General features: G+C 47.8%; 21 protein-coding genes. 10 read left to right on the top strand and 11 right to left on the bottom strand.

The window, feature by feature from the left end:
• Window positions 1-114: 114 nt before the first annotated feature.
• The 4 genes from AC50Y3_RS26075 to AC50Y3_RS26090 form a co-directional block, all read right to left on the bottom strand.
• Window positions 115-3,825, bottom strand: a complete 3,711-nt coding sequence (locus tag AC50Y3_RS26075; RefSeq protein ID WP_494821644.1) for an S-layer homology domain-containing protein — start codon at window positions 3,823-3,825, stop codon at window positions 115-117.
• Window positions 3,826-4,530: 705 nt separating this feature from the next.
• The gene (locus AC50Y3_RS26080; protein WP_494821645.1) at window positions 4,531-5,376 is read right to left on the bottom strand and encodes an alpha/beta hydrolase; all 846 of its coding nucleotides are present in this window, start codon (window positions 5,374-5,376) and stop codon (window positions 4,531-4,533) included.
• Window positions 5,377-5,463: 87 nt separating this feature from the next.
• A complete protein-coding gene (locus AC50Y3_RS26085) occupies window positions 5,464-6,105 on the bottom strand; it encodes a peptide-methionine (S)-S-oxide reductase MsrA (RefSeq protein WP_494821646.1) in 642 nt (213 codons plus the stop codon).
• Between the two features lies 1 nt (window position 6,106).
• Window positions 6,107-7,129, bottom strand: a complete 1,023-nt coding sequence (locus AC50Y3_RS26090; RefSeq protein WP_494821647.1) for a LacI family DNA-binding transcriptional regulator — start codon at window positions 7,127-7,129, stop codon at window positions 6,107-6,109.
• 270 nt (window positions 7,130-7,399) lie between these two features.
• On the opposite strand from AC50Y3_RS26090, the gene AC50Y3_RS26095 reads away from it, so the two are divergent.
• The 5 genes from AC50Y3_RS26095 to AC50Y3_RS26115 are packed head-to-tail and all read left to right on the top strand — an operon-like array spanning window position 7,400 to window position 12,514.
• On the top strand, window positions 7,400-8,722 hold the full coding sequence (locus AC50Y3_RS26095; protein WP_494821648.1) for an ABC transporter substrate-binding protein: 1,323 nt from the start codon (window positions 7,400-7,402) through the stop codon (window positions 8,720-8,722).
• A gap of 14 nt (window positions 8,723-8,736) precedes the next feature.
• Window positions 8,737-9,612, top strand: coding sequence for a carbohydrate ABC transporter permease (locus AC50Y3_RS26100; RefSeq protein WP_494821649.1), 876 nt, complete (start codon window positions 8,737-8,739; stop codon window positions 9,610-9,612).
• Window positions 9,599-10,438: a carbohydrate ABC transporter permease gene (locus AC50Y3_RS26105; protein ID WP_494821650.1), complete on the top strand. Its 840-nt coding sequence runs from the start codon at window positions 9,599-9,601 to the stop codon at window positions 10,436-10,438. Before AC50Y3_RS26100 ends, AC50Y3_RS26105 begins: the two co-directional genes overlap by 14 nt.
• A gap of 30 nt (window positions 10,439-10,468) precedes the next feature.
• Window positions 10,469-11,428 (top strand): MTP-1 family protein, encoded by a 960-nt coding sequence (locus tag AC50Y3_RS26110; protein ID WP_494821651.1) that lies wholly within the window; start codon window positions 10,469-10,471, stop codon window positions 11,426-11,428.
• Between the two features lie 21 nt (window positions 11,429-11,449).
• Window positions 11,450-12,514, top strand: coding sequence for a BtaManbiosPhlase (locus tag AC50Y3_RS26115; RefSeq protein ID WP_494821652.1), 1,065 nt, complete (start codon window positions 11,450-11,452; stop codon window positions 12,512-12,514).
• A 196-nt stretch (window positions 12,515-12,710) separates the two neighbouring features.
• On the opposite strand, the gene AC50Y3_RS26120 is transcribed toward AC50Y3_RS26115, so the two are convergent.
• Window positions 12,711-13,676 carry a helix-turn-helix transcriptional regulator gene (locus tag AC50Y3_RS26120; protein ID WP_494821653.1) on the bottom strand — a complete coding sequence of 322 codons (966 nt, stop codon included), beginning with the start codon at window positions 13,674-13,676 and terminating at the stop codon, window positions 12,711-12,713.
• Window positions 13,677-13,783: 107 nt separating this feature from the next.
• Between AC50Y3_RS26120 and AC50Y3_RS26125 the strand changes: the two genes are divergently transcribed.
• The 5 genes from AC50Y3_RS26125 (at window position 13,784) to AC50Y3_RS26145 (ending at window position 18,481) form a co-directional block, all read left to right on the top strand.
• A complete protein-coding gene (locus AC50Y3_RS26125) occupies window positions 13,784-14,263 on the top strand; it encodes a hypothetical protein (protein ID WP_494821654.1) in 480 nt (159 codons plus the stop codon).
• A gap of 23 nt (window positions 14,264-14,286) precedes the next feature.
• Window positions 14,287-14,763 carry a GyrI-like domain-containing protein gene (locus AC50Y3_RS26130; protein WP_494821655.1) on the top strand — a complete coding sequence of 159 codons (477 nt, stop codon included), beginning with the start codon at window positions 14,287-14,289 and terminating at the stop codon, window positions 14,761-14,763.
• Window positions 14,764-14,965: 202 nt separating this feature from the next.
• On the top strand, window positions 14,966-16,018 hold the full coding sequence (locus tag AC50Y3_RS26135; RefSeq protein ID WP_494821656.1) for a GerAB/ArcD/ProY family transporter: 1,053 nt from the start codon (window positions 14,966-14,968) through the stop codon (window positions 16,016-16,018).
• Window positions 16,015-17,352 carry a spore germination protein gene (locus AC50Y3_RS26140; RefSeq protein WP_494821657.1) on the top strand — a complete coding sequence of 446 codons (1,338 nt, stop codon included), beginning with the start codon at window positions 16,015-16,017 and terminating at the stop codon, window positions 17,350-17,352. The genes AC50Y3_RS26135 and AC50Y3_RS26140 overlap by 4 nt, the downstream gene beginning before the upstream one ends.
• 13 nt (window positions 17,353-17,365) lie before the next feature.
• Window positions 17,366-18,481 (top strand): Ger(x)C family spore germination protein, encoded by a 1,116-nt coding sequence (locus AC50Y3_RS26145; RefSeq protein WP_494821658.1) that lies wholly within the window; start codon window positions 17,366-17,368, stop codon window positions 18,479-18,481.
• Window positions 18,482-18,874: 393 nt separating this feature from the next.
• Here AC50Y3_RS26145 and AC50Y3_RS26150 read toward each other — a convergent pair whose 3' ends face one another.
• The 6 genes from AC50Y3_RS26150 to glmS form a co-directional block, all read right to left on the bottom strand.
• Window positions 18,875-19,123: a hypothetical protein gene (locus AC50Y3_RS26150; RefSeq protein ID WP_494821673.1), complete on the bottom strand. Its 249-nt coding sequence runs from the start codon at window positions 19,121-19,123 to the stop codon at window positions 18,875-18,877.
• 35 nt (window positions 19,124-19,158) lie between these two features.
• Window positions 19,159-19,974: a class I SAM-dependent methyltransferase gene (locus tag AC50Y3_RS26155; RefSeq protein WP_494821659.1), complete on the bottom strand. Its 816-nt coding sequence runs from the start codon at window positions 19,972-19,974 to the stop codon at window positions 19,159-19,161.
• A 178-nt stretch (window positions 19,975-20,152) separates the two neighbouring features.
• Window positions 20,153-20,920 (bottom strand): nucleotidyltransferase domain-containing protein, encoded by a 768-nt coding sequence (locus AC50Y3_RS26160; RefSeq protein WP_494821660.1) that lies wholly within the window; start codon window positions 20,918-20,920, stop codon window positions 20,153-20,155.
• Between the two features lie 962 nt (window positions 20,921-21,882).
• Window positions 21,883-21,981 (bottom strand): hypothetical protein, encoded by a 99-nt coding sequence (locus AC50Y3_RS26165; RefSeq protein ID WP_494821674.1) that lies wholly within the window; start codon window positions 21,979-21,981, stop codon window positions 21,883-21,885.
• Between the two features lie 5 nt (window positions 21,982-21,986).
• Complete coding sequence (locus AC50Y3_RS26170) at window positions 21,987-22,292, bottom strand: site-specific integrase (protein WP_494821661.1); 306 nt, start codon at window positions 22,290-22,292, stop codon at window positions 21,987-21,989.
• Between the two features lie 407 nt (window positions 22,293-22,699).
• The gene (glmS, locus tag AC50Y3_RS26175; protein WP_494821662.1) at window positions 22,700-24,532 is read right to left on the bottom strand and encodes a glutamine--fructose-6-phosphate transaminase (isomerizing); all 1,833 of its coding nucleotides are present in this window, start codon (window positions 24,530-24,532) and stop codon (window positions 22,700-22,702) included.
• Window positions 24,533-25,070: the final 538 nt, after the last annotated feature.

Raw genomic sequence — 25,070 nt, forward strand, 5'->3', positions numbered from 1 at the left:
ACTGTGCCTCCCCGAATATGTGTATGTCGTAAGGAATCGTTCCTTCTGTGCTTAATAATAAAGCAGGTTTACTTCCGAGCCTATCGTCCGTTGTTGACATCGGATCGACCGATTTCAACTTCTTGCGCCGTAGAGATTGTAGAGTAGTTCCGCCATCTCCGCGCGGGTCGGCGTATTGCTGAGGTGCTCGAACAGGCTCTCGATCACAGCAGGATCGAGATGAGAAGCTGTCGATGCCCGCTTCACGATCGCGATCATTTCCACCTTCGTGATGGATGCGGTCGGATTAAATTTGTTATTCCCGCTGCCTGCGACGATACCTAATGCTCGGGCTGTAAGCACCGCATCCGAGTAATAGGCAGTGCCGGGCACGTCGGTGAAACGATCACCTGACTTTTGTCCTTTCCATTCGAGAATTCGTGAGAGCAGCACGATGAAATCCGCGCGGGATATCGTTTTATCGGGGCTAAATCGGTTATTCGTCGTCCCTTTGATAATCCCTTTGGATGCTAAAACTTCGATGGCTCGTTTCGCAGGCGATGAGCCGATGTCATCGAACGTCTTGTGGACATATGCGACCGCATACGTGCTGAAATGGGTTGTCGAGAAGGTAATTGATTTCGCCTCGGCATCGTAATGTCCGTTCGGCACAGTATCGATATGGCCCGCTCCATCCAAATACCACACGACGATATGCTCGGGATTCCGTAATTCCTCTGCTGTCGGCACATAAGGGATACTCACCTGAACCGGAGCTTGTGGATTGTTCCATGAAATGACCTTTTCTCCGTCCAGGGCGGTCAGCTCGATCACGGGATGATTGCCGATTAACTGCTTCGTCTCTGCTGACCAAGTATTGATCTCACCCTGGCCAATCTGAATCGAAATCTCGCTTGATACGATAGACTGACCCTTTAACATATCACTTGGCAGCAAAACTGTAGCGTGCGGTGTTTTCACCGTAATGGATAGCGACGACCCGCCAGACAAAGCATCAGCAGGCAGCTTGAGTTCGTAGGTTGAAGCAGCCTCTTGGGATACTGGCGCTTCGATTGCGATTTTATGGATACCGCTGGTTGCCGCGCTGTCTTGGGCTTGCTTCCATATCTCTTTGCTCACGGTTAACGTGGTGGTCGTTGCATTCATGGATACAGCGGGTGCAACGACCACCGTATCACCTACTACCTTCGTTGCCGGGATCGACGCAGGCGCAGAAGGGCCGGTCGTTGGCGGCGGAACAGCTGCATCCGGCTCAAACACCCTTACGTAATCGACGTACATGTCGATTTGGTTGCCGTATTTCGCCAGATCAATCGGCCAGCCTCCACCGAGCGCCAGATTGAGCATGAAATACATCGGTGTATTCGCCTGCTCGAAGGAGGCATGCCTCCAAACCTCAACGTTATCGATATAATAGATAACCTCTGTCGGAGTAATTCTCGTGCCGTACGTATGCCACGTTGATGCGTTGTCCCCATAGGCAAAGTTGGTCGAAGAACAGTTCGTTTGATGCGTTTCCGGGCTGCTTGACCACCAGTGCTTGGCTTGGCACGCACCGCTAGGATCGTGGCCGTAAGCTTCAACCGTATCGATCTCCGCTGTCGATGCCAGATGATCCGGACCTGTGCTGTTTTGCGACATTAACCAGAATGCCGGCCATGCTCCTTTGCCCGCAGGCATTTGAATTCTCGCCTCAAAGTAGCCGTTCGTCGCGGCAATGCCTGTTCCGTCTAAACCGACGGATGAGAGCAAGCCGCCGATATATTTGCGGTTCCATCCTTGCGGATCGACGTAACCGTCCGGAGCCTTCGTTACTCGGATGCGCAGATGATCGTCCCCTAGAATGGCGAACGGGTTAACCGCGTCCGACGGATCCGCGAAGATCGCCTCGCCGAATTCCGAGCCGTTCGGCCAATCCGGTTTAAGCGATGCGTACCGTGTGCCTTCGCCCGTCTTGGATATCGACAGCGGACCTGTAAAATCGTCCTCGAACAGCACATGCATCCCTTCCGTTTGCGGTGGCGCGGCCGGAAGTCCTTTCATCCACACGACTCCGCCATCGTTATACAGCTGCACATAGCTCGTCGTAGATTTCGTGAAGTTTGGATCTCCTTCTGGCGAATTCCAAGCATTCAGCATGACGGTGAGCGGGCCGTGCGGCAAGGTATCGGCATTGATTTGGATCGAACCATTCCCCTCCGCATCCGGCGCAACGTGTTGGAGCCATGCGTCATAACCGTTCGGATCCGGATGCGCTTCATCCGGCTGATGCCATACTCTCGCCCATACATTCTTCATCTCCGGCGCTTTGAAGTCGATGGTCACATTGCCCGACACGGTCGATCCGATCGCAGGGGAAATGATTTCGATCGCAGGCTCAACTTCCACAACCGGAGGTGCCGTCGGCACCGGTTCTTTATTCGTGTCGACATACGAGATTTCGGTCGCCCCTGATTTGGAATCGCCTTGGTGCGTGAACACGACGCGATACTTGCTCGCGATAACCTTGTCGAACGCAACGAGATTCAAGCCAGCCACCGGCTCGGCAGGTGTGCGTACTTGCCCGGGAAGGCTTACCCAGTCGCTTCCGCTCAAATATTGAACATCGTATGAAGCCGGCGTTTTCACTCCGCCGCCATCGTCATAGAGGTAGATCCCGGCCATATTTTTGGAAAGCGCGCTTTCGTACTCCGTCTGCACCCAATCCGTACTATTCGGAGAACCATAGGCGGTCCAGCGGTTACGCGGATAATCGTTCAACGAGATGATGCCGTCATTGACGAAACCGGCGTCATCGCCGTTATTTGAGTAAGAAGCCGTCGCCTCGCCCGCGGATGGCTCCGTCGGCAGCGACTGTATAGCGGAATCCACATACTGGATTTCGGTAACGCCGGTCTTAGCCGTGCTGTGTGTAAAGACAATTCGGAACTTCTGCGCTTCCACCGACGTGAACGTAACCAGATTAAGCGCATTGCCTGCAGGCTCTGCCGGCGTTTTCACTTGATTCGCAGCACTCACCCATTCGTTGCTCTCATTCAAATATTGCACGTCGTACGAAGCAGGCGGCTTGATACCTCCGCCATCGGAGAAGAGATAGATACCGACCGCATCCTTGCGCTTGGGCGAGCCAAAGTTCGTCTGCACCCAATCGGATTCGTTCGGAGATTCGTACGATGTCCAGCGATTCGCGGGAGCCGCTTCATACGACACGATGCCGTCGTTAACGTGGCTTACCTGATCCAGACGGAACGTATAGGAAGCCGAAGCATTGCCAAGCGGCGATACTTCCGCACCGGGGATTGGCTCGGTATTCGAATCGGCGAAGACGATTTCCGTCACGCCGCTCTTCGAGCCGGAATGCGTGAAGAGCACGCGGAATTTCGTGGCGGCCACAGAATCGAAGGTAACGAGATTCAGCTCATTGCCGGTAGGCTGAGCCGGCGATTTCGTTTGGTTCGGGACGTTCGCCCAGTCTGTTCCGCTCCAGTATTGAACGTCGTACGAGCTGGGAGCCTTGATCCCCCCGCCATCGTCGAAAATATAAATGCCCGCCGTGTTTTTCGAAGCGGTACTCGCGTATTCGAACTGTACCCAATCCTGCGGGTTGGTGGATTCATAAGAAGTCCAGCGACTCTTCGGATCGTCGTCATAGGAGACAATGCCATCGTTGGCATCATCCAGACGGTCACCGTGGTACGTGTAAGATGCCGTCAACGTAGCCGAGGCATCCCCAGCGGCTGCTGCCGGCAGGATTGGAAAGCAGCTTGCGATCAAACCTAAGGTTACAACCATAGAGAACCATTTGAGCACGGATTGCCGTTTCATTGCGTTTAGACCACTCCATTCTCCTCAGAAGGTGATCGGCATTCAGGGCCCTGAACGCCGATAGCTTTATCTTAAGGGAGGGCTCGGCTCGCGAATATCGTCCGTTGCCGACATCGAATCTACAATTCTTTACTATTTCGGGCGGACGAACAAAAAGGCTCCTGCCTGTAAAGGAAGGAGCCTTGAATGATTAACGATATAAACAATGACCCCGCTTGCCAGTGACTCGGCACGCGGAATACGAGGGGACGCGCATAAACGCAATTGAATGAGAAAAACCCGAATCCGCTGCATTAGCAGCCGCTTCGGTTTTTTTATTTGAACCGTATGCGCCATCCCCGCTCAGTACCTAGCCGGAGTAATCGACTTCTTTTTATTTTTTAAATATCTCCCGAACCAACTCATCTTCTTATTTCGTTCAAGGATAAACTTAGCACCGTCAATTAATAGTCTCGATCTCAACTCGTCACGACGATTCAATGTATGTAGCCTCTTTAGAAACTGCTCGTCCACCGGCCCATCCCCCCATTGTTGTTCATAGAGAAAGTAGGAACTAATGCGTATCTACATTCTATGCGGTCCGGTGAAAAAAGAGTGTCATACTGTCTGCGAGAATACGATGATTTTTGTCGAAATCGATTAAGATTTGATTTACTCTACGAATCTCTGGAAAAAAAAAGCTCAAGCAATTTATGCTTAAGCAGATCAATCCCGGCTCGCATCGTATATTTTTTGCGCCAAATACGCCGGCCTTGTCCGCGTATCCGTAAAATGGTCCCCATCGCCAACAATCAGCCGGAATAGACCGAGTCGTGTTGACATGTGGGGATTCCAGCCGTAGCCCTCTCCTTGAGGCATTACATTATCTTGATAGAAATAGACGTAGCTTTTGGGCGTTGGCAGCGCATAGAACGCTTTAAGGTCCAGTTTCTCGAAAAGCGGCTTTGCCGGCTCCGGAGCGACACTGGTATAAAACAACTTCGCATCTTCTGTGGAGGCGGTATTCACGAACAAAGCCCGAAACAACTCGAATGGCAGCATGATTGTATCATCATTTGACATCTTTCTGAGCTCTTCAAAACCTTGTCTTGTTTGAGGTGGTAATTCATCAACAAGCGCTTCTCCGTCTTTTAATACGAACGCATCCCAGAATACCAGGCGCTTGATACGATCGGGTATCTGTTCGGCCACTTTCTGAATGACGGTTCCACCGAAGCTGTGCCCAACGAGAATAATATCGTGCAGGTTCAATTGTTTGATATAGTCAACGACTGATTTCGTAATCATGGCATGCGTGACATTTTTATTGGGATCGGATCCGTGACCTGCGTACTCCGGCGTGTAGACGGTGTTCCCTTGACTGCGCAATACTGCAGCTACGCCATCCCAGAAATGAGCATCCGCCCACGAGCCATGCACAAGTACGAAAGTAAGCCGCTGAGGTGCATGGGGTCGATAGCTGCCTCCAGCGCCTTGTGGATACTGCCACCAAACCCATCCCGGTTCGGAATACGGGTTATAATACTGTCCCTGTGGTATGTAGCGATACACGAACAACATCCTCTCCTAGACGACATACCTGAGCATATGCCCGCATCGTCTTAAAGATTCAGGTCCACATATAACGTTTCTGCATACTTACCATTTGATTTGCTTGATGAGATGAATGATCTCCTCTTGTTCCTCGCCACTGATCTGCCAAGTCCGGATTTCTTGGACAATTTGATCCATATTGGCGAAGCCTTTTGCAATTCCGTTTAATCGAGCAGCCAAAGTTGCATTTGTCAGGTCATCATCGGTCTTGAATAGCGTTCTCAGCTTGTCCAAAGCGTCCGGATACCGTTTCAAATAATACTTCTGATGCCGATCCTCAGCAGGATAAAAAACAGTATAGGGCGAAACCTCGGTGTCCGGTACTCCGCTTCCTTGTTCCCCTCTGTTCTTCATAACCTCTTGGATGACATTTAGCTGCGCCTTGTCACGATACAATACCAAGGAATTGTACAACCGGTCTCTGTAATTATTGATATTGGTCGGTTTATGGCTGCTCCAGAACAAATCTAAGATCGTCTCCAGCTTCACGATAGCTGGATCGAACTCGATTTCGACCATCTCGGTATGGTCCCCCGTATGCCGGCTCCGTGGCGGATTACCGGTCGTTCCTCCGGCATAGCCTACACGTGTTCGCGTGACGCCCGCCAGTTGTCCGAACAAAGCGTCCGGGCTCCAGAAGCAACCCATACCAAGTGTAATCGTTTGGGTGTTGGTATTGTTCATCATCTTACTCCGCTCCGCGCGGACCAACGGTTGACCCACGCACGATCAATCGCGTCGGAAGCAGCAGCTCCGTATAAGGCGCGTCCGGAAAATGAATGCGCTCTATCAGTCGTTCCACAGCTTTGACTGCGTATAGCTTCAGGTCAACCTCTACCGTCGTTGATGGCGGCGTGGAGATACGAGACAGGTAGCCGTTATCGAAACTTACGATCGATACGTCTTCCGGCACCGACAGTCCTTGCTGTTGTACAGCAGCGTTTAGGAAGAAGCCGAGACCGTCATTCACGCAAAACCAAGCGGTCGGCATCTCGCTCAGTCCGTTTATATAGGAACAAATGAACGAGCCGTCTTCAATCGCCGATGTATGAACCCATTCCTCCCTTATAGGAAGGCCGAATTCATACATTGCCATTCTATAGCCGTCTAATCGCTCGTAGTAGCTTGGCGAGAAAGCAATATCCCCTACAAAACCGATGTTGGAGTGACCTAACCCAATTAAATGGCTGACCGCTTCATAAGCACCGAAACGATTGTTAGTCAGAATACTGTCTGCTTTGATTTGCGGGTGGTGGTGGTCGATCAGAACGGCAGGTATGCCTGTATCCAGAAGGGCATTAATATAATCTGTTGTGATATGGGACAAGATAATCATGCCGTCCACCGAACGGTTCTGCACGATTGCCGGCATAAGGAGTTCCTTGACAGAATCGGGGCCGATCGATTGAATGAGCAGCTCATAGCCCTGCTGCTTCACTTCTTTCTCAACGCTCAAATAGATTTGGCCAAAAAAGCTGTGCATGCTAAAGGCGAAATCAGAGGCAATCAGCGCGATCTTGCCGCTTATAGGGAGACTGCTCTCCTCCTTCTTGCCCCTGCTATATACATAACCCATCCGCTGGGCCGTCTCGATAATCAGCTTGCGCGTGTCTTCACTGACGCCATCTTTTCCGGTCAGCGCTTGCGAGACGGAGTTTTTGGACAATTTAAGCTCGTCGGCAATATTCTGCATCGTTACTTTCAATTTCATGACCCAAACATCCTTTCGACGCAGCATAGCAAATTCATAGACTTTCTTACCGCGAATCACTCGCTTCTATTGTAACGTTACAAAATAAAATTGTAAACATTCCGTCTAATGACACACCATTTGGAAATCGAATCAATCACTTGACTTTACGTTACAAATAATCAATAATTGATGACACAAGCGCTTACAAAAATATTGTAACGTTACTTTAGTCATGACAAACCTCATTACTTATTTTCGTTTGACACATCAAAGGAGGAATTTCACGTAATGAAAAAGCTCGCTTCCACACTTCTCATCACCGCAATAGCCGGTTCGGTGCTCGCAGGCTGCGGCAAAACCACCGATACCGACAATCAAGGCGGCACATCGGAGAATGGCGTCACAACAATCGAGTTTTGGGCTGCTCCCAACCCGACTCAGCAAGCTTACTGGACCGATTTAGCCAAAGCTTACGAGAAAGTCAATGACAAAGTTAAAATCAACGTTAGTGCCATTAAAGAATCACCAACCTCTGAAGCAAGCATTCAATCCGCTATTGCCGGCAAGAGCGCGCCGACGATATCGGAGAACATCAACCGCGGATTCGCAGCTCAGCTGGCTAATAGCAAGGCGCTAATTCCACTTGAAACGCTGCCAGGCTTCGAGGACCTCATAAAAGGCCGGAAAATGACAAACACAATCGAGCCTTGGAAGTTTTCCGATAGCCATCAATATGTGCTGCCGATCTACTCCAACCCTATGCTGTTCGGCTGGCGCATCGACATTCTAAAGCAAGCCGGCGTTAACGAGATCCCGAAAACCTACAGTGAAATGCTGGACGCGACCAAGAAGCTGAAAGCCAAATTCCCGGATAAATACGTATGGGCCAAACCGGATCTGGCTGATCCGACCGCTTGGAAACGCTGGTTCGACTTCTTCATGCTTTACAATGCGGCTTCCGGCGGTAACCACTTCGTCGAAGGCAGCAAATTTGTCGGTGACGACAAAGCAGGCACGGAAGTATTGACGTTCGTAGATAACCTGCGCAAGGAGAAAGGCATTCTGTCGCAAACCGTTACAGATCCATTCGAAACCGGCGTTGGCGTCTTTACCGATATCGGTCCTTGGACGTTCAACATGTGGAAAGAGAAGTTCCCTAAGCTTAAAATAAACGAAACGTTCGCGCTGAGCATGCCTATCGTGCCAGATGGTACTGACCCGGCTACAAGCAAGACGTTCGCGGATACGAAAGGTCTCGTCATCTTCGCGCAAGCTTCGAAAGCGGAGCAGACAGCGGCAGTTGACTTCATCAAATGGGTCTACTCCGATCCGAAGAACGACGTGAAATGGCTCGAGCAAACAAAACTGCCGCCGGCACGCGACGATTTAACAACAAATGAATCGTTCAAAACCGTGCTCGATGCGAATCCGGAATTGAAGCCATACGCGGAAAATGTGCCGAATGCCGTGCCGCCGATGGACAATGCAAAATATAACGACCTACAGACGATTATCGGTCAAGAAGCCTTCAACAAGGTGGTACGCGGTGAAATCGCGCCGGCCGAAGGCTGGGCTAATATGAAGAAAGCCATTGAAGCCGCTCTTCAATAGAGGGAGTTGTCCTAATGGATCAAAAAAACAATCGGTTGGGCTGGTTATTTACCAGCCCCTACCTCATTTATTCGTTGATATTTTTCTTTGGCCCGCTGATCTGGTCGTTTTACCTGTCCTTTACGGACTGGGACTTGATCGCGCCGGATTACAACTTTCTTGGGTTTAAGAATTTTACGGATGCGCTGAAATCGCCCGGCGTGCACGCTGCGTTCTGGGTGACTTACAAATTCATGATGATTTTTGTCCCGCTCGTGACGGTACTGGCCCTGTGCGTTGCGGTCGTTGTGCACAACCTGCCACGATTTAAGAGCCTGTTTCTAATCGGTTTCTTCCTGCCCTACTTGTCTTCCGGGGTTGTATCGTCTCTGATTGTGAAAGGGTTCCTGTCCTATTCGAGTCCGCTCAATACGGTTCTTCGCAAGGCAGGCATTAACATCGACTGGCTCGGCACTCCGATGTCAGCGTTGTTCGTCGTCGGCTTGATCTTGGCGTGGAAATTCACGGGATATTACGCTTTGATTCTGACTTCAGGACTGAATAGCATCGACGCTGAGATCTACGAAGCCGCCGCGATCGACGGCATCACGGAACGACAGCGATTTTGGCGCGTTACGCTGCCGCTGCTCTACCCGGCATTCTATACGACGCTTATTTTAGCGTTCGGCGTCACGTTCGGTATTTTCACGGAAGTGTATCAATTAACCGGCGGCGGACCGAATTTTGCTACGAACACGTGGCAGATGGAGATTTTCAACCAAGCGTTCAAAAACTTGAAAGCCGGCTACGCATCCGCCGTGGCGCTGCTCGCATCGATCGCAACCTTCATCTCGATCTTCATCATCCGTAAACTGCTGGAACTGTGGGGGAAACGCTATGGTTGGGACTAACCGAAACAGTAAAAGCAAGCTGACCGTCCGCTATGGGCTGGCTGTCATACTTCTGTTCATTATGGTCTACCCGTATTTATACATGGTGCTAAATTCGTTCGCGGATTGGAGCCAGGTCGACCAGAAATTCATACCGAGTTCGTACTCGACGAAATCGTACAATTGGCTGTTTTCCGGCGGCGAAACAGGCATTACACGCCCTTGGGTAAGCTCGTTCTTCAATAGCGTGCTCGTGTCGATCGCTTCGACCGCCCTGATGATGATGTCGGGCATCATGGTTGCTTACGCGCTTTCCAAGCTGAATTTCCGCGGGCGGGACACGATTAACAACTTCGTCTTGTTCCATATGTTTTTCCCGGCGATCATTCTGCTCATTCCGACGTTTCTGATCGTTCAGAAGGTCGGCTTGTACGACACTTACTGGGGGATGATTCTCCCTAAGGCGGTTAGCCTGTGGGCGATCTTCATGTACACGAACTTCTTCAAGGCGATTCCGTCGGTATTCATCGAAGCGGCCAAACTGGACGGTGCCAATGATTTCAAAATTATGTACCGCATCATGCTTCCGATGTCCAAATCGATCACAACTGTCATCTTCCTGTTCCTGATTATGGAACGCTGGACGGAACTGCTGTGGGATATGATCATCGTGCGCAGCGACAATATGCTAACGTTGAACGTATTGCTGTCGCAAATGTTCGGCCCGTACGGCACCTATCCTGGGCCGCTATACGCCGCGTCAGTGCTGCTGACCTTGCCGATCATCATCCTGTTTATCTTCTTCGGTAAGAAATTCCAAGAGGGCATGCAGTTTAACTTGAAATAGAGATTTTTTGGGTGAGAGGAGTCGAACAACTTGGGTTTGAACAAAACAGCTGTTAAAACATGCGAAGAGCTTCTACGGGCATTCCAGTCCTCGAGCGCGGTGCTGCGCGATTCGCAGAAGATTGCCTTTACCGGCGCTGATGTTGACAACAAGGATGTTTACAATATTACCGCTCCGTTCACGGACGATGGCGAACAAGTCATTGCGGGACGCGTAGAGTCGCGCGACAGCGAGCATTCGGATGTCCTGTTCTTCACGCAGAATGACGGAAGTTGGATGCCGCGTTCCGGCGCGCCGACATTCCGCTTGCAAGATCCTTTCTTCACGCGAATTGCCGGAGAGCTCGTGCTCGGCGGCGTGGAGATCTTCCCTGATCCAATGAAGCCGGATGCGCTGAAATGGCGAACCGTCTTCTACCGCGGCGAGAACATTGCTGCGCTGCAGCCGTTCTTCAAAGGGCCTGACGGCATGAAGGATATCCGCCTCGTCGAGCTTGCGGACGGTTCAATCGGTGTATTCACGCGTCCGCAGGGTACCAAAGGGGGCCGTGGAAAAATCGGCTACGTCCGAGTAGCCTCGCTGGACGAGCTAACCGTTGATCGGATCAACGAAGCACCGCTGCTTGACGGACAGTTCACCGATGAAGAGTGGGGCGGCGCCAATGAAGCTCATCTGCTTCAGAACGGGCTTGTTGGCGTACTCGGCCACATCGCCTCCTTCGATGAACAGGGGGATCGTCACTATTACCCTATGGCGTTCGTCTTCGATCCAGCGAATGGGACCTTCTCGGATATCGAGTTGATCGCCGTTCGCGCCGCCTTTCTTCCAGGGCCGTCGAAGCGCCCGGATCTGCAGGACGTTGTCTTCAGCGGCGGCCTTGTACGCCAGGGAGATGGAACGGCAGTCCTGTACGCCGGTATAAGCGACGCAGAAGCGCAGCGAATCACTATCGCAGATCCGTTCGCACGGTTTGAACACGAATTTGCTTGATAAGGGAGTTATCGATTGTTAATGAACATCTATCGCTATGAAGAAAATCCATTGCTAACGCCGCTCGACGTGAAACCGCACCGTGACAATTTCGAGGTCATCGGCACGTTCAACGCCGGCATCGCGTCCTACAATAATGAAATCATTATGCTGCTGCGCGTGGCGGAACGCCCAATCAGTCCCAATCCGGACACCGTACTGGCACCGGTTTATAATACGGCAACGAAAGATCTGGACCTGATCGAGCTGCGCCTGGATGATGAGCGTTATGATTTCTCCGACCCGCGCGTCATCCGAAACAAGTCGCACAGCGCAACGTTCGAGTATTTAACCTCGATGTCCTACCTGCGGATCGCGCGCAGCAAGGATGGCCACCGCTTCACGGTCGACGAGAAGCCATTCCATTATCCGTCAAACTCGCTTGAAACATTCGGGATTGAGGATCCGCGCATTACGCAGATTGGCGACACTTATTACATTTACTATTCCGCGGTGAGCCCGGTCGGCGTCGGCGAGTCGATGGTATCGACAACCGACTTTGTGAACGTCACTTACCACGGCATGATTTTCGGACCGGATAACAAGGATGTGCTCATTTTCCCCGAGAAGGTGAACGGCAAATATTACGCGCTTCACCGTCCGACAACCAAGAGCACCGGTAATCCGGAAATGTGGATCGCCGAGTCGGACAACCTGCTGTACTGGGGCAATCACAAGCATCTGATCGGTCTTCGCCAGGGCATGTGGGACAGTGGCCGCATTGGCGGCGGCTGCGTACCGTTTAGAACCGAACGCGGCTGGCTGGAGCTGTATCACGGCGCGACGCTCGAGCATCGCTACTGCATGGGGGCCGTACTTCTTGATTTGAACGACCCGTCGAAAGTGATTGCCCGCTCAGGCAAACCGATTCTGGAGCCGGAAGCCGACTATGAACGAAATGGCTTCTTCGGAGATGTTGTCTTCTCCTGCGGAGCGCTCGTGGAGGGCGATGTCGTCAAAATGTATTATGGCGTCGCGGACACGTCCATGGCGGCCTGCGAGCTGAGTCTGAAGGAGATTTTGGACAGCTTGGTACCGGTCGAATAAAGCACGTAGCTATAAAACAAAAAAGAAGAACCTCCGGGACAGCGTCCTGGAGGTTCTTCTTTGTTTAAAAGATGAGTATTACGGTCTACCTAGCAGCTTCCTCCGCCAAGATAGTCTGAAACAACTTTAGGGCTTCCACCTTGGTTTCTTCTCCTAAATCATCCTCGATCCACACGTTTCGGGCACAGGCAATCAGCTAGAATCTCAAATGCGCTAAACGCTCTTCCAAAATCACACGCAGTTCATTAGGAATCCGTACAAACTCGACCCCTTTCCCCAAAAACAAAAGCCAATCCGCATAATACACCAGCGTCTCATCATCCGTCACATCCAGCTGAACATTGAAAATCCCGCTCGACTGAAACATCCCGGTAAGGGACAATATTATTCCCGGCGGGTGCATCCGCTTAAAGCGCTGAATCCCAGTCATATCAAGCTTTACAACAAGATTGGCCTCACGTGCACGAAGCAGCTTTTTGTTTAAAATTTGTTGCTCCGACCACTTCATTTCCCGCTCCGAAATGGCCGAATCCCTAAGCATTTCAACAGGCAAATAGCGAAACTCCTCCGTATCCAGATCATAGACCTCGACCAACCACCGAGCGTTCGAGTTGAATATATGCAGCAAAAAAACGTCCAGCAACTGCGGCCAGCCCGGACTCAGCTCATAAGTCACGCGCAAGTGCTTATCCCGCACGGCAAGCGAAATCAGCTGGTTCAGCTCCGCAGGCGCCGCATCGTCGAGCTCCAAAAGGCTCGGATTGGCAGGGTTCGTATTTTCAAAAAGCAAAATGTTATTTAACTCAATCAGCTCGTCTTGTTGGGTTTGCGATGCAATGCCGATGAGTTTTTCAGTGATGGAGCGGCGGTTTTGCAGATAAGGCAGCTGCGAATTTTTCGAGGCGATAAAGCTGATAAAAATCGCTTTCAGTTCCTCCGTCGTGAAGCGAGCGGCGGGCAGATACTGATTCTGCAGCACATTGTAACCGCCACCGCGCCCAAGCTCTGTCGTCAGCGGAAATCCCATCGCCTGAATCTCGTTAATGTCGCGGATCGCCGTCGCGCGGGAAATCTTAAACTCCCGCTGAATTTCGGCAATTGTAAAATGCGCTCGGTTATTGATGTAGCGCATGATCAGGTTCACTCGTTCTGTTTTTTTCATGATTTTATTGTATCAAAAATGTAGCAAAATAAAGAGTATCATTTTTTGATACATTCGGCCAATAGAATCAGTCTTGTAATCAATAATCCCACAGAGGAGAGAATAATATGTCTAACTACTCCATCAGAACAATCTCAGAAAACTACAAAATGACCGCTTTCGGTGTTACGCTTGAAGACTACAACGACTGGGCAGGTAATGCAGCAAAAACCGCAGCGAAAAAAGCTGAAATCACGGAAAACGGCAAGCTTGCTGAACTGCTCGCGCTCGCTGACGGGCAAGAATATCAAATCAACTACGCCATCGACCGCAAGGCTTGGCGCGGATTCGGCGTGATGGGCGAGTTCGACGTGGATGGCGCGGTTGTCCTCGACTTCCTCGCAGGCGACTACCTCGTCGTGCCTGGCACAGGCGCTGACAAAGACCGCCTTGCTGACGAAATCACGGGTAAAGTTTTCGGCGGCTTGCTGGAAGAAATCACAGCATACAAATACGTTGGTCCCGGTAACGCAACATTCGTCAAAGCAGATGAAAACGGTGAATTTTACGGCGAAATGTGGCTTCGTGTTAAAAAAGTCGAAGGCTAATCTCTCGAAAAAGGAGCACGAACATGGCAGAGTACACACTTGAACACAAAAAATCATTCACATTGACCGCTTATGGTTTCTCAATCCAATCGAATTTTCAAGACATGCCGGCTTTGCAACAAGAAAAAGCTGAGTTTTGGGGCAAACTTAAGGCCGACGGGCGTTTTAATAAGCTCAAGGACGCTGCAAAAAACGACCGCGAGTGGTCAGTCAATGAGGTTTATCAAGGCAAGCCGTGGAATTATTTCGCGGTAGAAGCCGGCAAATCAGTGACTGACGCAACGCGCATCATCGAGTTTCCAGAGAGCGAGTATATCGTACTCGCAGGAAATGGCGACAAGGAGACTTTGTTTGATCAGCTGACTTATCGTGCTTTTGGCGAAGTTTTGGCCCAAATCACGGATTATGCTTACATCGGCGGTCCGAATGCGACTTATCGCAAAGATAACGGCGACGGCACTTTCTACGGCGAATTTTGGGTGCCTGTGGTTAAGAAATAAGGCACAGGAATAAAGCTATAGCTAGAGGCGATCTTCAGAATATTACTTTAATAGGTTTCTGATCCGTCATTAATTATGTTCTATAGTTACTTCCGGTCGCCCGTATCCTAGTGGATGCGGGCGGCCTTTTTTTCCCTTCATCCCATGCGGATTTCATAATTCACCACATTTGGCGCATTCTAACTAATGGAGGTGGAAAAAAGTGACGAAGATCAATGCAGCACAAACTTATATTTTAATTTCTTTCGCTGTCGCTTCTTTTTTGCAAACCACATCCGTGAACGCCGTTTTGGCCGCGGGCGGGCGGGACGCATGGATAGCTGTTGCATTATCGCTCGTACCCTTTATCGCCTTTGCATGCATCGTATATGCCGCGTCTGATGCGAATACATCGCTATTAGTTGAATCGAAACGCCAAGTCGGAGGCTTCGTTACGGCTATTTTCAAAGCGTTGTCCTTACTTTACTTAGCAACCAACGCGTACATTGAATGCCGTGACATTGTATCATGGGCCAAGATTGTACTGCTTCCCTTCACGCCTAAAATCATCGTCATCGTGGCTTTAGTCGGACTTGCCATGTATATGGGCGTTAAAGGAATTGAGCCCATCGGCATCGTTGCAGCTGTCGTATTTTTCCCGGCGCTCTGCGCTGTTTTTTTTCAAGATCTATTAGCTATGAAGTATGTTCACTACAGCTTTCTTCGGCCGGTTGGTACAACGCCCATTCCTTCATTGCTGGAATCCATGTGGGATACGTGGCGTGGAGAGGGCAATATTGCGTTTCTGTTATTTCTGTCCCATCATACCGACGGTACTGTAAAAAAGCGGAAATTTATATGGGCATGCGTAACGCTGGGCATACTCGCCACCATCATAACGGCAGTGCTGCTAGCTACATTTGGACCTGTGGAAGCAGCAAGACTGGCCTTCCCCATCTATAGCGAAGTTCGATTAATTCAAATTACAGAGTATATCGAGAAGATGGACTTCATTTCCGTGTTTATTTGGATGACATTTACCGTAGTCAATACGTCGGTCATGTTATTCCTGATCGGTGACATCGTTAAACCGAAATCTAAAGTACCGGTGCTTCTTATGGGGGTGCTCCTCATGATTGCCTTAGCATTACCATGGGGTGAATTAAGTTATTTAACCGTATTAAGCGAGTATTATATTCCTTATTCAGCCTGGCTTATAGTGGCCATTATTGGATACGCTTGGGCCATTCGTTTGAGAAAGAAGGTACTTTCATGAACAAAGAGGTAGAAGCCTTAGTTCAAGAAGCGCATGATGTCAAACTGGAGCACATAGGCGAGATCTCATTATTATATTGTGAGAGTTTAGTGAATATGGATCGTCTTAAAACCATCGTTATCCCGAATTGGAAACAAATGATTCAAAATAACGAGTGGAAGCCGATAGAGCAAACCATAACGGAGGAAATATTCGCAGGGGCGGTCGTGATGTTCCCTGGTCAGCTTAAATATGAACTTCCTGAGCCGCGAAGCCGAAGCGTAGAAGAGTCAACAAGCGAGGTCTCCATTAAAGGACCAAGGGACGGCTTTACGGAGGAAGTACAGACAAACGTGGCGCTCATCCGTAAACGGATGAAAACAACGTCGCTGAACTACGAGCAAGTGAAAATCGGAAGGCGCGGAAACTCGACTGTAGCGCTGCTTTATTGTAGAGACATCACCGATGAGGCGATTCTGAAGGAACTCAGAGCACGACTTGCCAAAATAGACATTGATGTCCTATTAGGCGCAGCTCAGCTGGAGGAATATTTGAGCGATTCGCCGAACTCCATTTTCCCGCTTGTGGATTATATCGGACGACCTGATTTTGCGGTTCAAGCCCTTATGACGGGGCGCTTCGTCATCCTCATAGACGGATCTCCGATGGCCATCATCGGACCGATCAATTTTTTGGAGCTCATCAAATCGCCGGAAGATATCCATTTTCCGTTTTACTATACGATTTTCCAGCGCATGCTGAGATTTGTGGGTCTCCTGGTTGCTATGTTTTTGCCGGGATTCTGGGTGAGTTTATTCGCGTACAATATCGACCAACTGCCATTTCCGCTCCTGTCTACGCTCGTTACCGCCCGAACGGGAATCCCCTATCCTGCGCCGATCGAAACGTTCATTATTCTTGCCCTGTTTGAAATGTTTCGGGAAGCGGGAATCAGGCTGCCGACGGCGGTAGGTCAAACGGTAGCGGTCGTTGGCGGACTTATTATCGGAGATGCCGCCATTCGCTCGGGATTGGCATCGCCTTCGATGTTAATGGTCACGGCATCTGCCGTCGTCGCTACATTTACGCTCGTGAACCAATCCTTAAGCGGAACAGTCACGCTCATCCGCATATACGTACTATTGGTATCCTGCATTTTGGGGTTGTTCGGATTTTTTATTGCATCTCTTTCCGTGATCGCGTATATGGCCACATTGAAGTCATTCGGTGTACCTTATCTGGCACCTATTAGTCAGATGAAAGTCAAACCAATTATCCTTTCCATCATCAATTTACCTTTTCATATGAAGAGGGAACGCTTCAAGGCACTCCATCCCAAAGATAAAACCAAGTAAAGGAGCATTATCCTTGAGCATCAAACTGGTAGCTAAATTGGTAGCTTTACTCCTAACCGTAACTTTACTGCTGACCGGATGCTGGGATTACAAAAACATCGAAGAAGTCCTATATGTGACCGCCATCGGATACGATTACGACAAGGGGAGGACGATCGCATACGTACAGATCATAAGCCTATCCTCTAACAATGCCGAACAGGGCAGTTCGGGCAATCAACCTCAAATATGGGTGGGGCGAGGGGTTGGCAAAACACCAAGCGAGGCCGTGGGCGATTTGTATAGTACCGCTCAGCGTAAGCTTGAATGGAGCCACGTAAGATCGGTTCTGATTTCGGAACGCATGCTCAGCCATATGGGATCAAATGGACTTGATTCCTACAAAAGATACCGGGAGTTTCGATACTCATCATGGGTATATGGAACAAAGGAACCCATGGATCAAGTGTTAAAGGCACAGTCCTTTTTTGCGTTAAGTCCATTAACCACCTCCATGCAATCGCCGCGAGACAGCCATAGCCAACGTTCGATCTATCCGCTGCTAACCTTTCAAGAATTAGTACTCGGCATGCTTGATCCCGGTTATACAACTACAATTCCTGCGCTCGCGCTGGATACGGAGAAGTGGTCCAATGATCAAAACAAACGTGACCCGCATCTTAAAATAGATGGGATTTTCGTTATGGACGAAACCAAGCCCCAGGGCTATATTTCAGAAAAAGGAATGATGGGGCTGCGGTGGTTTGAATCCGATATGATCCGCACCCCTGTACAGGTCTCTAAAGGTATCGTATCTATGGAGAAGGCGAAATCGAAAATTTCGTTCACCCGAAAAGGTGAACAGGTTTTCTTTACGATTGATGTGACTACCCATGGAAATATCGTCGAATGGATGAGCGACGAAGGGGAAGAGTCGTCCGTCGTCAACGAAGTTACTGAAAGCATTGCACGCGAGATAAGGAATACATACGAGAGCAATATTAAGAAGGGAATCGATCTGTACAATTTCAGGCACCACCTCTTTAGAGGCAGGGTAAAGAACTGGAAAACGATTAAGATCAATGAATCCTCCTTAAAAGATGTAAACGTGAAGGTGTATATCGATCATGCAGGAAAAAGAACGATCTGATGAACGGAAAGGGATTATATACGACCGGATTTAATTGTATGGAATGACAAAATAAAAACATAGGATTATCGTCTTCTAAATTACAAAAAAGGCCCGGGAATGCTCTCCCAGGCCTTTCATTCATGATGATGTGATTCATTACAATAAAGTGTTGTTTTGAACCTCTTTGATATTACCGAGTTTTTCATGCACCTGCTTGTGTTCAAATTACAATAAAGTATTGTTCCAAGTGATTTATTGAGAACAATTTGCAGCGACTTCATTACAATAATGTATTGTTCTCGAAGTCATTGTTTATACTCACTTTCTTCACATACAAAGGCAGCCGTAGCCAACTACTTCTTATTAGTAGCTGGCTTTAATTTTGTTATGAAAATTGCCTGTAAGACAGAATTAATTTACAATAAATTCATTTATGTTGTAATGGTTCCAAGATAAGTTGGTACTATTTATTTTCAAACGAATACCTTTCATATTAGAGACAGTGGTAAAGTTAACACCTTTCATTTCGATCGTTGTATTATTAGTGGAATAACTTAGACCGCTTGCGGAAGCTACTGTCGTCCACCCTGTATTGCCGTCTGTAGAAACCTGTACATCGAAACTCGTAATGCCTTGTCCTTGGCAGTAGGAACAAGAAATATTAACACCGCTAAATGATTGCCCCGCACTCCAGTTTAATTGCGCATACTGTGGAAAAGTTTAGGATGATGGTACCAAATAAATTCAATCCAAGGTGGCGCTACATCAGTTAAATGTCCCCAACTCCCAGGCAAGTCCCCAGGATAATTACTTTTTATCTCAGAAAAATATGCAAGTACAAATTGTTCCTTTATTAAGCCGTTCATAATCCTACTCAACGTTTGCGTGTATTCTCTTGGCTCTTGAATTTTATCTGGAGATTTAGAACGATCATACACCCAATCTTGATCTGGATATGATGTGAGCGTTTCATCCTTATACGGATTTCTTACTACATAACCACTACCATTCCAGTCCTCAAGTGAGAGTCCAGAGAAGAACGGGTTAGCACACATTAGATAATAGAATCCGCCGATTTTAGTTACTCGAGATACCTCATGAAAAACAACTCGTGAATCTGGAACAAATGTAAGTGAGTATGGATGCCACACTCCATCAAATGAATGATCTGCAAAGCAAGATAAATCGCGCATATCACCTTGAAATACATTAACATCTACTCCATAATGCTCAGCAGCCGCTTTATCTCGTTCTAATTGAGTATGTGAAATGTCCAGAACTGAGACATTAGCTCCCAGCAAAGCGAAAGCCGCAGACTGCTGTCCACCTCCGCTTGCCAAACATAAAACGTTCTTTCCTGTCAGGTCATCCAAGATACCCATTCGATCAAGACCTAAATAATCACGAGCAGACTCTTTATTAAGATCAAGATAAGGACGTGAGAATAGAGCATCTGATTTTGCCAACGACTCCCATCTTGCTTGATTAAATAAATACACTTCATCTTTCATCTTTTATCCTCCTATTGAAATTCATGTTAATATATCGTCGATTATCAGGTGAAGAACTGTTTAAATAATAACTCATCCAAAGTCTGCCGAACACCTAATGCAGTGACGTCCCGACGGGCTTAGGGGGGCTGGATGTGGTCACTCACTTCTCAGAGTGACCCCGAGCGTCAATATGGTGTTAGCCGAAGGAAGTTCTGGAAGCAGCCATTGTATTTAAGGCGTTCTCAAAATAGCTATATACTTCATCTGCAATTCCAAGAAACTCTTCAACAGGTACATGACTATCCAAGTAACAAGCATACAGATAATCAACTAAAGCGGAGTCAATCTCACAATAGTCTAATATGTCATTTTTCATCTTAATAATGTCATCTTGCCATACACCTGTATCTTCTAAAACCAAAGAGTATAATGCACGAATTAATCTCTTAGAATAACCTTTAATATATCTAGTTATCATTGTGATATCACTAGCATTAGAAAGTAAACTATGTATGCGATCTACTTCCTCCTTGGTCTCTGTATTTAAGTCTAAAATGAACTCTGGAGAAGTAATTATCGGTGGCACTCTTTCACCAACGTCATGACCATATATGCAAACACAAATTATCTTAATCCAAAAACCCCACTCATTCGGTTTATTTAATACATCGTCAATCGAGCAAATTATCGTATCAATCTTAGTTACTACTGGATATTCTTCCAAAAGATTGTCTTTAATCTTTGACAATCTTTCGTAATCAATATCTTTGGGATTTACACATACAATAGTAAAGTCTGCATCTGACTTAAAAGGTTTAGCAGTTCCTTTTGGAATCGAGCCACACATATAAATGCTATGAATCTTACCTTTAAATTCGATAAGTATATTATCTATATACTTATCAACAAAATCCTTATATTCACTTTGTATTACAATTCTATTTATAACTTTTTCTAATATCATATAGACTCCTCCTAAACATGTAAGAACTTCTTTCGGCTAACGTTCTTGAATTCTCGACGTCCGACGGAGTCGGATGTGTCCGGCTGAATCTACTACCTGGCTTCTCAACTTCGAGGGCGTAGCCCGAAGCGTGATTACGGTGTGTTAGCCGATGCTTCCTCTTCTTAGAGTTACCCATTGAATATGTCTTGATTTTCTTATGCCCTTATCCATTCTTGACCTTTATATGCCCATATCCGACCTTGACCTTCATATGCCCTTATCCGAACTTGTCCTTAGATGCTTCTGGCTTTGAGGGTTTACCCATATGTTCTTGACCTAGGAAGTTTCGGCTAACAGTGTATTTACGAACTTCGCGAAAATGATCAATTTTTAAGTATTCGCGAAGTTATTGAACAATCCTGCCCGTTAACGTAATGAAGCTGCCGATAACCGGCAGCTTCCTCATACGTGAGTATTCAACTATCGTATCCCGTTAGCCCAATGACTTCAACCAGCATAGTCGTACTTCATTTGCCTTTGTATCCATAGATTCAATGGAAAATACTTAGAAATGAATCCATTAACTTTTCTTTAAGGTCATTATCCGTGAATCCGGATTCTAATTTATTGATATAATCTATTTCCGCTACACCATACTTTTTAGATTTACCTGTTGACACTAAATACAATTGATTCTGACCATCAATATATACATTTACTTCTTTGTACTTTAAATATGGAAAAAGAAAATATTTCATGAGATTTTTCTCCAAGTTCTTTAGTATATCGACTTTAGCAAATTCATCTTGAAATATTCGCGAAAACATTGCGCAATCCTGCCGTTACTTCAATGAAGCAAAAAGGAGCCGACTCGAGTCGGCTCCAGGGCAAAGCGGGAATAGTCCTACTTATGATCATGGACTTGTCTTATGAGTTAGTTAAGGAACAGTAGCAACCGTCCCTCAACAGTATATAGCTTACTAAAAAAATCGGCGATAAAGTTCTCGTAGGCGTTCACCACGCAACTGAGCATATAGTTGTGTGGTCGATGCTTTTTCATGCCCCAACATACCTTGAATAAAATCTAAAGGAGCTCCGTTATCAAGGAGTTGGCATGCAAATGTATGACATACGTTTCTTCATATGCAAAACGGTAAAGGGAACGTACGAAACGGATACGATGTCCTAAGCTGCTTGGTTTCAATCGACCGGTCTGCTTTGCCAAGTATTCCTTCAGGAGATTTAATGTTATCTCAGCAACATTTATTTCTCCTCCTAGTTTCGTAGCCAGCATCTTGAATTGCAAGGTATAGGCTTTCAATGTATTCGAGCTAAACCCCTGGATTCGTTTATCCGCTTCATAAAGATGCCAAAGCTCGTTTAGTATCATATAATAACCTCCCATTAGAGCAATTAATTCTAGCTTGCTACTAATGAAAGGTTTTAGACTGCTTTTTGAACTAGCGTACCCTAGTATTTGAACGAATTCTCGTTAGAATGCATAGTCAAGATGGAAGGAACTTAAAGTATCTATTTTAAAAGTAAAGCGGAGTATCGATCGAATAAACGAACTCGATGCGCTAAGCTGCGGGCATTGATTGTTTTACTAATTAGGAATTTTATCTTTTAATATTACGAAAAGGACCGAGGATGATTTCCCTCGGCCCTTTCTTACGTGTGTAGTACTTCCCCTGTAAACTTAGTAACAGTTACACAATTTATTATGCAGTTACAAACTTCTTTTATCAGTTACACACAATATTTAACGCATTCAATTATTTTTACTACTTTTATACCCTACTCAACCGTAACCGACTTCGCAAGGTTACGCGGTTTATCCACATCATTACCACGTGCCAGCGACGCATAGTAAGCGATCAGCTGCAGTGGAACGACCGACAATGCCGGCGATAGAAGCGGCAGCGTCTTCGGAATCGCGAAGAGCTCGTCAACCGATTTCGCAACTTCTTCCTCGAAGCCTTCGTTTACTATGCCAAGTACGTGAGCGCCGCGAGCTTTTACTTCTTTAATGTTGCTAAGTGTTTTCTCGTACAGATCCTCTTGCGTGATCAACGAAATCACCGGAATGCCTTCTTCGATCAGAGCAAGCGTACCGTGCTTCAACTCACCCGCAGCATAAGCCTCGGAGTGAATGTAAGAGATTTCTTTCAGCTTCAGCGAGCCTTCTTGTGCCACTGCAAAGTCAACGCCGCGGCCGATGAAGAACAGGTTGTTATGCTTCGCCAGAGATTCAGCGACTTGCTTAAGCACGTTAGCTTTATCAAGAATGCTTTCCACTTGCTCAGGCAATTGATGCATCGCTGTCACAACGTCAGCAATCCATTCTTTGTCTTTCGTTCCTAGCGTATCCGCCAAGAACAAACCAAGCAGGTAGAAGGCGATCAATTGGGATGTGTATGCTTTCGTCGAAGCAACTGCAATCTCAGGTCCTGCTTGCGTGATTATGACATCATTCGCTTCACGGGAAACCGAGCTGCCAACGACATTCGTAATCGCCAGCACACGTGCGCCGCAGCGCTTAGCTTCACGCAGTGCAGCCAGCGTATCAGCTGTCTCACCGGATTGGCTAACTACGATTACAAGCGTGTCAGGCGTAATAATTGGGGAACGGTAACGATACTCCGACGCTACATCCGTTTCAACCGGAATGCGAGCCAGGCTCTCAAGAACCGTTTTACCAACCAACCCGGCATGCATCGCCGTACCGCAAGCTACGATATGGATCTTACGGATCGCACGAATTTCATCCGCAGTCATGCTGATTTCGTTCAACTCAACGGAACGTCCGTCATCCGAGATACGGCCCATCATCGTGTCTCGGTATGCTTTTGGCTGCTCATAAATTTCTTTCAGCATGAAGTGATCGAATCCGGCTTTCTCCGCCGTTACCAAGTCCCAATCGACATGGAATATTTCCTTGGAAATAAATTCGCCTTCAGTCGTCATCAATTCGACACCGTTTTTCGTCAAAATCGCCATTTCGCCGTCATTCAGAATATACACATTGCGCGTATGCTCCAGAATAGCCGGTATATCCGATCCAATGAAGTTCTCGCCTTCGCCAACGCCGATAACGAGCGGGCTAGCGAAACGTACGGCAACCAAACGTTCAGGTTCATACTCCGTCAATACGCCAAGCGCATAAGCACCGCGCATCCGTTTAACCGCACGTTGTACAGCCTTCACGATATCGCCATCGTACTCATCGGCAACAAGGTGGGAAATAACCTCTGTATCTGTTTCAGAAACGAACTTGCAGCCTTTTGCAATCAGCTCATCCTTCAAATCCAGATAATTCTCGATGATGCCGTTATGCACGACAGAGAACTTATGCGTGTTGTCAGTATGCGGATGGGAGTTAGCATCTGATGGTTTACCATGTGTAGCCCAACGCGTATGACCGATACCAACGGAGCCTTCAAGCGGCTGTCCGTCTAACTTCTGCTCGAGGTTTGCAAGACGACCGATCGACTTGCGCACTTCAAGACCATTCTTCGTGAAAACAGCAATACCCGCCGAGTCATAACCGCGGTATTCCAGCTTCTTCAAACCCTCGATCAAAATATCCTGCGAATCCCGTTTACCAATATATCCTACAATTCCACACATATGAATAGACCTCCGTATTGGGTAGTTTACCCCGCTTCAACGGTTGCCATGAAAAAATGAATCGGTCGGCACAAAGCCGTCTCCGTTCGCCGGCATCGTCCCTGCTAAGGTTCGAAATATCAAAAAAGGCAATAAGAAAGAAAGCGCACCTTCCGTGCGTTTTGAAAAATAACAAGAAATGAGTCCGAACACAACGCAATAGAGACAGCCCCTCTATGGTTTGCTGCCACTACCCGTGACTTGAACATCTACAATCTCAAATCGACACACTCCGGCCTCCGTTGCCGCAGGTGCTTTTTTAAATCCTATGGAGCATTTTACCGACCCTTTGTCAGCCCGGTCGCCCGGTCTATTTGAGTATCGGCTTACGGTTAAATGCAATACCGGGAGGTCCCCGCCGAACATTCCGAACACCTCCACCTCGTCAGCTTGCCGCTTTATACACCCGATTACCCGCATGGCCATTTCCGTATGGACCGTGCAGCAACTGTACAAACCCTTGCAAGCTCTGGCGCTTTGACTTGCTTACAACCTCTAT

Source organism: Paenibacillus sp. J22R98, from assembly GCF_059383835.1.